Source organism: Burkholderia sp. Ac-20392 (genome assembly GCF_017104585.1).
Lineage (GTDB): Bacteria > Pseudomonadota > Gammaproteobacteria > Burkholderiales > Burkholderiaceae > Burkholderia > Burkholderia lata.
The window spans coordinates 43751-52728 of record NZ_JAAGPB010000015.1; the positions used below are offsets into that span (position 1 = coordinate 43751).

Below are 8978 nucleotides of genomic sequence, written 5' to 3' on the forward strand. Positions count from 1 at the left end.
GTGAATCAGGGCCGATGAAACGATTCGAACCCAGTTTTCTCGACAAGCTGTTCGACGACGAACCGCACCTGCCGGCCTCGGCAGCGATGCGGCAATTGTCGCTGGACGAGCTCAAGAACACGGTCGCCCGCGACGTCGAGGCGATCCTCAACACCCGTATCGCTCACACCGAGATCGAGCTGGCCGCGCTGCCGGAGTGCCAGAAGTCGGTGCTGACCTACGGGCTGAACGATTTCGCGGGGCTGAGCCTCGCGAGTCACTACGATCGCGCGTTCATCTGCAAGTCGATCCAGCAGGCCATCGCACGCCACGAGCCGCGCCTGCAGCAGGTGCAGGTGACGTTCGAGCTGAACGAGCAGGCCACCAACGCGCTTTACTTCGCGATTCAGGCGCTGCTCGTCGTGCACCCGGCCGAGGAGCCGGTGAGTTTCGACGCGATGCTGCAGCCCTCGACGCTGCAGTATTCGGTCACGCGCGCACGCGCCGCAAGAATGCAGTAAATCATGCCGCCGAGCGGGCCGGACCGCCCGGTGGTGGATCAGGGTCCGGCAGGAAATATTGAGGTTCGGGGTCGTCGATGGAAGAATTGCTGCCGTATTACGAGCGCGAATTATCGTTTTTGCGGCGCTATTCGCGAGATTTCGCCGAACGTTATCCGAAGATCGCGGCGCGGCTCGCGCTGTCCGGCGAGCATTGCGAGGATCCGCACGTCGAGCGGATGATCGAGTCGTTCGCGCTGCTCGGCGCGCGCATCAACAAGAAGCTCGACGACGATTACCCGGAATTCACCGAAGCGCTGCTGGAAGTGCTGTACCCGCACTACCTGCGGCCGTTCCCGTCGTGCTCGATCGCGCAGTTCACGCCGGCGTCGCCCGGCCAGCAGACCGAGCCGGTCGTGATCGATCGCGGCACCGAGCTGAAGAGTCGCCCGATTCGCGGCGTGCAGTGCCGGTTCCGCACCGCCTATGACGTGACGCTCGCGCCGATCCGCATCTCGGAAGCGCGCTATACGCCGGTGGCGCTCGCGCCGAGCGCGACGGTGCTGCCGTCGAATGCGACGGGCGTGATCTCGATCACGTTCGAATCGCTCGCCGCGCAGCTCGATCTCGGCGCACTGAAGCTGCCGACGCTGCGCGCGCATCTGCACGGTGAGCAGTCGTTCGTCGCCGCGCTGACCGACTGCCTGTTCGTCAACGTGCTCGGCGCGTATGTCGAGCCCGAACGCAACGGCCGCTGGACCGCGCTGCGCAAGCTGCCGATCGCGCACGCCGGCTTCGACGAGGACGACGCGCTGATCGACTACCCGGCGAAATCGCATCCCGCGTATCGCCTGCTCACCGAATACTTCGCGTTCCCCGACAAGTTCGATTTCGTCGACTTCGACATCGCGGCGATCGCGCGCGCGACGGGCCGCTGCCAGCGCGCGACACTGCATCTCGTGCTGCAGGACGTGCGCAGCGATTCGCACGTCGCGCGGTTGCTCGAACTGCTGACGGCGAGCCACTTCCGGCTGTTCTGCACGCCGATCGTCAACCTGTTCCGCCAGCACGGCGAGCCGATCCGTATCACGCACCGCGCGGTGTCCTACCCGGTGATCGCCGAGGCGCGGCGCGCGTTCGCGTACGAGGTGTATTCGATCGACTCGGTGAAGCTCGTCAGGCAGCAGGCGCACGAGGAATCGGTGATCGAATTCCGGCCGTTCTATTCGTTGCATCACGGCGAATCGGCGCGGATCGGCCATTACTGGTTCGCGCGTCGCAACGACTGGGTCGCGCAGAAGAGCCCCGGCTACGAAACCGAGATCTCGATCGTCGACATCGATTTCGAGCCGACCTCGCCGCAGACCGACACACTGAGCCTCGACCTCACCTGCACGAACCGCGACCTGCCGGCGATGCTCGCGTTCGGGCTCGAAGGCGGCGACCTGTTCCAGGAAGGCGGCGCGCAGACGAGCGGCATCGCGCTGCTGCGCCGCCCGACGCAGAGCGTGCGTTTCGAGCGCGGTCGCGCCGCGCACTGGCGGCTCGTGTCGCACCTCGCGCTCAATCACGTGTCGCTGGTCGCGCACGGCCTCGCGCCGCTGAAGGAAATGCTGACACTGTACGACCTGCGGCGCACGGCGGTGTCGATGCGCCAGATCGACGGCCTCGCCGGCGTCGAGCAGCGCGGCGCGGTGCAGTGGCTGCCCGGCAAGCCGTTCGCGACCTTCGTGCGCGGCATCGAGATCCGCCTGACGATCGACGAGGAGCACTTCGTCGGCGCGAGCCTCGCGTCGTTCATACGCGTGCTCGACAGCTTCTTCGGGCTGTACGTCCACCTCAACAGTTTCGTTCAATTAGTCGTCGTGTCGAAGCGCACCGGCGAGGAGATCATCCGATGCAAGCCCCGCACCGGCGAATCGATCCTGGCGTAGTCGACGCGCTGCTCGACGAACCGCACCGCTTCGAGTTCTTCCAGGCCGTGCGCGTGCTCGAAGGGCTGTTCGCGCGGCAGGCGTCCGATGCGCCCGGCGCGTGGCGGCAGGGCGACGTGGTCGCGCAGCGCATCGAATTCCGCAACACGCTGTCGCTCGGCTTTCCGCCGAGCGAGATCGAAGGCGCCCGCTCGTTCGACGACGACGGCACCCAGCTCAAGACGGGCGAGGCGCGCGGCGCCGCGCTCGCGGCCGGCGAGCTCGGCCACGTCGAGCTGACGCCCGCGTTCTTCGGGCTGCTGGGCGGGCAGGGTGCGCTGCCGCTGCATTACACCGAGCAGATCGTCGCGCGCGAGCACCTGAAGCGCGACCATGCGGCGCGTGCATTCTTCGACGTGTTCTCGAACCGTGCGACCGCGCTGTTCTATGCCGCGTGGAAAAAATACCGGCTGCCGTTCCACTACGAGCTCGATCGCGACGAGCGCTATCTGCCGCTGCTGCTCGCGATCGCGGGCGTGCCGAGCGACGAGGTGCGCGACAGTCTCGCGGCCGGCGTGGGCGGCGTGCTCGACGAGGCCGTCGCCGGCTATGCGCTCGCCGCACGGCACCGGCCGATGTCGGCCGCGTACCTGCAGCGCACGCTGTCCGACTATTTCCGCGTGCCGGTGAAGATCGACCAGTTCGTCGGCAAGTGGTACGACGTGCCGCCCGACCAGCTGAGCGTGCTCGGCGAAGTCAACGCGGTGCTCGGCGCGACGGCGCTCGTCGGCGAACGCGTGTGGCAGCGCGACATGCGCGCGCGGATCGTCGTCGGCCCGCTGTCCAAGCGCGACTACGAGGCGTTCCTGCCCGGCGGTGCGCACGCTATCGCGCTGGAGCGGATGCTGACGCTGCTCGCAGGCGTCACGCTCGAATACGAAGTGAAGCTCGTGCTCAAGCGCACCGAGGTCGGCGCCAGCGTGCTCGGCGCGGGCTCGCGGCTCGGCTGGGATGCGTTCCTGTGTACGCGCGACGCGATCGAGGACCGCTCCGACGCCCGCTACGAGCTGCACGTGATTCACTGATTCCGAACGACAACAAACACGCAATCGAACCTGAGACTGAGATCGACGCCATGAGCACGCCTCTGAAGACCCTGATCACGAAACTGAACCCGCTGTGCCGCCACGCGACCGAGCGTGCGGCAAGCGCGTGCCTGGCGCGCGGCCATTACGAGGTCGATCTGGAGCACCTGTTCCTCGCGTTGCTCGAGGAAGCGACGGGCGACCTGCCGCTTGCGCTGCGTGCGAGCCGCGTCGATCCGCACGCGCTGCACGCCGATCTCGAGCGCGAACTGACGCGCCTGAAGACGGGCAACACGCGTACGCCGGTGTTCTCCGTGCACCTGATCGCGCTGTTCGAGCAGGCATGGCTGATCGCGTCGCTCGACTCGCAGCTCGGCCGCATCCGTTCGGGGCACCTGCTGCTCGCGTTGCTGACCGCGTCCGATCTCGCGCAGTTCGCGCAACGGATGTCGTCGCAGTTTGCGGAAATGAACGTGACGGACCTGAAGCACAAGTTCGACGAGATCATGGCCGGCTCGAGCGAAGCCGAGCCGCGTCAGGCGGACGACGAGGGTAGCGACGTCGCGTCGGCCGCCGATGGCATCGCACCGGCGGCCGGCCCGTCGAAGACGCCCGCGCTCGACACGTACACGACCAACCTCACGCAGCGCGCCCGCGATGGCAAGATCGACCCGGTGATCGGCCGTGAAGCCGAGATCCGCCAGGCGATCGACATCCTGATGCGCCGCCGCCAGAACAACCCGATCATGACCGGCGAGGCCGGTGTCGGCAAAACCGCGGTCGTCGAGGGCCTCGCGCTGCGCATCGCGGCCGACGACGTGCCGCCGCCGCTGCGCGGCGTCGCGCTGCACGTGCTCGACATGGGGCTGCTGCAGGCCGGCGCGAGCGTGAAGGGCGAGTTCGAGAACCGCCTGAAGAGCGTGATCGACGAGGTGAAGAAGAGCGCGCATCCGATCATCCTGTTCATCGACGAGGCGCACACGATCATCGGCGCGGGCGGCCAGGCCGGCCAGAACGACGCGGCCAACCTGCTGAAGCCGGCGCTCGCGCGCGGCGAGCTGCGCACGATCGCGGCGACGACGTGGAGCGAATACAAGAAGTACTTCGAGAAGGATGCGGCGCTTGCGCGGCGCTTCCAGGTCGTGAAGGTCGAGGAGCCGAGCGAGCCGCTCGCGGCCGCGATGCTGCGCGGCATGTCCGGCCTGATGGAGAAGCACTTCAACGTGCGGATCCTCGACGACGCGATCACCGAGGCCGTGCGCCTGTCGCACCGCTACATCAGCGGCCGCCAGCTGCCGGACAAGGCGATCAGCGTGCTCGACACCGCGTGCGCGAAGGTCGCGCTCGCGCACAGCGCGACGCCGGCGGCGATCGACGACACGAAGAAGCGCATCGAGCGGATCGACGCGGAAATCGCGTCGCTGGAGCGCGAGGCGGCCGGCGGCGCGTCGCACGACGAGCGGCTCGGCGAGCTGCGCGGTACGCGCGACGTGGCGCTTGAACAACTGGCGAAGGACGAGGCGCGCTACGAAGCCGAGCGCGTGATCGTCGCCGAGATCACCGAACTGCGCGAAGCGCTCGACAAGGCACGCGGCCCGTCGGAAGACGGCCAGCCGGTCGACGTGCAGGCGACCCGCGACAAGCTCGCCGAGCGCGTCGCGGCGCTGCACGCGCTGCAGGGCGGCGAGCCGATGGTGCCGCTGCAGGTCGATGGCCACGTGGTCGCCGAAATCGTCGCCGCGTGGACGGGCATTCCGCTCGGCCGGATGGTGAAGGACGAGATCGACACCGTGCTGAACCTGCAGCCGCTGCTCGCCGCGCGCGTGATTGGCCAGGACCATGCGCTCGACGCGATCGCACAGCGTGTGCGCACCGCGACCGCGAGCCTCGAGGATCCGAACAAGCCGCGCGGCGTGTTCATGTTCGTCGGGCCGTCGGGCGTCGGCAAGACCGAGACGGCGCTCGCGCTGGCCGACATCCTGTACGGCGGCGAGCGCAAGATGGTCACGATCAACATGAGCGAGTACCAGGAAGCGCACAGCGTGTCGGGCCTCAAGGGCTCGCCGCCGGGCTACGTCGGCTACGGCGAAGGCGGCGTGCTGACCGAGGCCGTGCGCCGCAACCCGTACTCCGTCGTGCTGCTCGACGAGGTCGAGAAGGCGCACCCGGACGTGCTCGAGATGTTCTTCCAGGTGTTCGACAAGGGCGCGATGGACGACGCGGAAGGGCGCGAGATCGACTTCCGCAACACGCTGATCATCCTGACGTCGAACGTCGGTTCCACCGCGGTGATGCAGGCGTGCCTGAACAAGCCGGCCGAGGAGCTGCCCGATCCGGACGCGCTCGCCGAGACGCTGCGCCCGCAGCTGTACAAGACCTTCAAGCCCGCGTTCCTCGGGCGGATGAAGGTGGTGCCGTACTACCCGATTTCCGACGACGTGCTGGCCGAGATCATCGAGCTGAAGCTCGAGCGGATCCGCCGCCGGATCGAGGCGAACCACAAGGCGGCGTTCGAATGGGACGAGTCGCTCGTCGATGCGGTGCTCGCGCGCTGCACCGAGGTCGATTCGGGCGCCCGCAACGTCGACCACATCCTGAACGGCACGCTGCTGCCGGAGATCGCGGGCCACGTGCTTGGCCGGATCGCCGACGGCGAGGCCATCGCGCGCATCGCGGTGCGCGCGGACGAGGCCGGCGAATTCACGTACACCGTCGAATGAGCTCGGCCGTGCAACGCAAGCATTTGATGAACTGACGAACCATGCCGATCAATCTCCCCGAGCTGCTGACGCCGATCAGCGATGCGTCGCCCAGCGGCGACGACCTGCTGTTCTCGAACGAATTCGACGCGATCCAGGACGCGCGGCGCTACGACGATCCGACGCTCGACCAGGGCGAGTGGGTGACCGAGATCAAGGAGGCCGACTGGGGCTTCGTGGTCGACCATGCGGGCGAGCTGCTGCGCACGCGCACGAAGGACCTGCGGCTCGCCGTGTGGCTGACCGAGGCGCTCGCGCTCGAGGACGGCATCACCGGCCTCACCGAAGGCTATGCGCTGCTCGAGGGCCTGTGCCGCGACTTCTGGGACACCGTGCACCCGCTGCCCGAAGACGACGACACCGAGCACCGGCTCGGCAACGTCGCGTGGCTGTCCGGCCGCACGGCCGAGCTGCTGCGTGCGGTGCCGATGACGGACGGTGCGTCCAACGCGTTCAGCACGCTCGACTGGGAAGTGGCGCAGCACGTCGCGCAGGCGATCAAGCGCGACCCCGAACACGCGGACGACATCGCACGCGGCAAGCCGTCGATCGACCAGATCGATTCGTCGCGGCGCGTGACGTCGATCGCGTTCTACACCGCGTTGCTCGCGAACCTGAAGGCGTTCGAGTTCGCGCTCGATGCGTTCGAGGAGCGGCTCGTCGAGCGTGCGGGCGATTCGGCGCCGAGCTTCCGGCAGGCGCGCGACGCATTCGAGACCGTGTACCGGCTCGCCGAGCGCTTTGCGCGCGAGCAGGGCTATACGGGCAGCGCACCGCACACGCAGTCGGCACCGCAGGCGCAGCCCGAGCGCATCGAGCCGGTGTTCGGCAACCCGATTCAGTCCGAGGAGACTCACGTGCAACCGCAGCCCGTTCCGCGCGCCCCGGTGCCGCAGATGATCGCCGGCATCCAGAACCGTGCGCAGGCGGTCGACCAGTTGCGCGCGGTCGCCCGCTATTTCCGCCAGACCGAGCCGCACAGCCCGGTCGCGTATCTCGCCGACAAGGCTGCCGAATGGGCCGACATGCCGCTGCACAAGTGGCTCGAGAGCGTCGTGAAAGACGACGGCTCGCTGTCGCATATTCGCGAGCTGCTGGGCGTGCGGCCGGACGAGCAGTCGTAAACGCAAAACGGGCGGCGCATCGCTGCGGCCGCCCGTTTTTGCCTGCCGTGTCGCTCCGGTAGGAGCGGCAGCAGGCGTCCTTTATTGCCCCACTCGGAACTCGATCCGCCGGTTCCGTGCCCGTCCATCCGCCGTATCGTTCGGCGCGATCGGCTGATCCGGCCCGACGCCCGTCGTCGTCATCTGCTGCGGCTGAATGCTCTTCGTGATCAGGTAGCCCTTCACCGCATCCGCACGCGCCTGGCTTAGCGCGATGTTCGACGTGCGGTTCCCCGAGTTGTCGGTGTGGCCGATGATGTCGACCGTGCGGTTCTGCATCTTCGAGAGTGCCGCCGCCATCTGGTCGAGGATCAGCCTGCCCTGCGGCGTGAGCGTCGCACTGCCGGTCTCGAACTCGATCGTCCGGTTCGCGAGCGTCTGGTCGAGCACGCCCTGTTCGGACGCCGACACGCGCAGCCCGTTCTTGATCGTATACGTCGGGTTCAGCGTGTTCGCCATGTCGCTCGCGAGCTGCTGGCGTTGCGCTTCGTTGTGCACCTCGCCCTTCATCTCGATCTGCGTGCCGTTGATCTTCAGCTGCCCCTTGCTGATCTGCTTGAGCTGCGTGCCGAGCAGCTTCTGCACGTTCGCGCTCCAGTTCGGCGGCGTTGCAACGTCACCCACTTCGATCTGGTCGACGACGTTCGCCGCGCCGTAGGTATCGCGCAGCTTCTGCAGCACGGCGGCCTTGGTCGCCTCGTCGGGCACCTTGCCGCCGACGACCACCTGGCCGGGCGTCGCGGTCGCGGGCGGCGGCGTGAGGGTGTTCGCGGTGCCGGCCGTGCCGTGCACGATGGCGCCGGAGGCCGTCCCCGGTGCGGCGCCGGTGTTCGCGGACAGCGCGGTCGTCGTGACCGTGCCGTTGCCGACCGGCGTGACGGTTGCGCCCGTGTTCTGTGCGAAGGCCGTGCTGCTGGCGAAGAGCCCGGCAGCGAGGAGGGCGGTGACGGCGGGCGAGAAGGCGACCGAAAAGCGCGCGCGCCGAACCTGAATCGTGCGATGCATCCTGTCAGCCTCCGATGAACGCTTCGCGGAACGCGTCGATGGCGACGCGCAGCGAGAGTTGCGGTTGGTCGAGGTAGCTGACGAGTTTGCTGATCTGGTGATCGTTTTGCGCATGGGCGTCGATCCACTCGGGATCGTCGATGTCGATGTTGTGGGCGGCGTAGGTCTGCGGGTCGACGACGCTCAGCAGCGTCTTCGCCGACGCACCGTTGAAGCCGATGATGAGCCGTTCGCGCTCGGCGATCGTGCCGATGAAGATCGCGAGCTCGAAATCGGCCTGCGCGACGAACGGCGCGATCAGTTCGAGCCAGAACGCGGCGACGAGGCTGCGGTAGAACGGATCGACCGGCAGCGGCAGCGTGAGGCCGCGCTCGATGTGCGACGAACCGCTCTGCATCACCGGCCGCAGCAGCGAGCCGAGCGCGAGCATCGCGCCGCGCAGCCGCACCGGATGACCGCTTTCGAGCAGCATCTCCTGGAGGCCGTACAGCGACTGGTGTTCGACGAAATCGTTGAAGGTGCCGTCATGCGACGTGCCGGGGCCGCCGACGTCGATCGGCACCTGCGTGTCGCC

At 67.7% G+C, this 8978-nt stretch carries 6 protein-coding genes and 1 pseudogene; 5 read left to right on the forward strand and 2 right to left on the reverse strand.

Going from position 1 to position 8978, the window contains the following annotated elements; all coding sequences use genetic code 11:
• Positions 1–14 precede the first annotated feature (14 nt).
• The 5 genes from tssE to tssA all read left to right on the forward strand — a co-directional run bounded on the left by tssE (position 15) and on the right by tssA (position 7360).
• On the forward strand, positions 15–500 hold the full coding sequence (tssE, locus tag G3N99_RS04085) for a type VI secretion system baseplate subunit TssE (protein WP_043191646.1): 486 nt from the start codon (positions 15–17) through the stop codon (positions 498–500).
• A gap of 77 nt (positions 501–577) precedes the next feature.
• Complete coding sequence (tssF, locus tag G3N99_RS04090) at positions 578–2413, forward strand: type VI secretion system baseplate subunit TssF (RefSeq protein ID WP_174939757.1); 1836 nt, start codon at positions 578–580, stop codon at positions 2411–2413.
• Positions 2377–3477 carry a type VI secretion system baseplate subunit TssG gene (gene tssG / locus G3N99_RS04095; protein ID WP_011350761.1) on the forward strand — a complete coding sequence of 367 codons (1101 nt, stop codon included), beginning with the start codon at positions 2377–2379 and terminating at the stop codon, positions 3475–3477. Before tssF ends, tssG begins: the two co-directional genes overlap by 37 nt.
• Before the next feature lie 50 nt (positions 3478–3527).
• Complete coding sequence (gene tssH, locus G3N99_RS04100; protein WP_174939753.1) at positions 3528–6197, forward strand: type VI secretion system ATPase TssH; 2670 nt, start codon at positions 3528–3530, stop codon at positions 6195–6197.
• 41 nt (positions 6198–6238) lie between these two features.
• Positions 6239–7360, forward strand: coding sequence for a type VI secretion system protein TssA (gene tssA / locus G3N99_RS04105; protein ID WP_206121729.1), 1122 nt, complete (start codon positions 6239–6241; stop codon positions 7358–7360).
• Positions 7361–7441: 81 nt separating this feature from the next.
• Here the strand turns inward: tssA and G3N99_RS04110 are convergent, their stop codons facing one another.
• Together G3N99_RS04110 and G3N99_RS04115 are read right to left on the reverse strand one after the other, a co-directional pair.
• Complete coding sequence (locus tag G3N99_RS04110) at positions 7442–8404, reverse strand: OmpA family protein (RefSeq protein ID WP_174939749.1); 963 nt, start codon at positions 8402–8404, stop codon at positions 7442–7444.
• 4 nt (positions 8405–8408) lie between these two features.
• Positions 8409–8978: pseudogene (locus G3N99_RS04115) on the reverse strand (type VI secretion system-associated protein TagF); the annotation flags it as partial.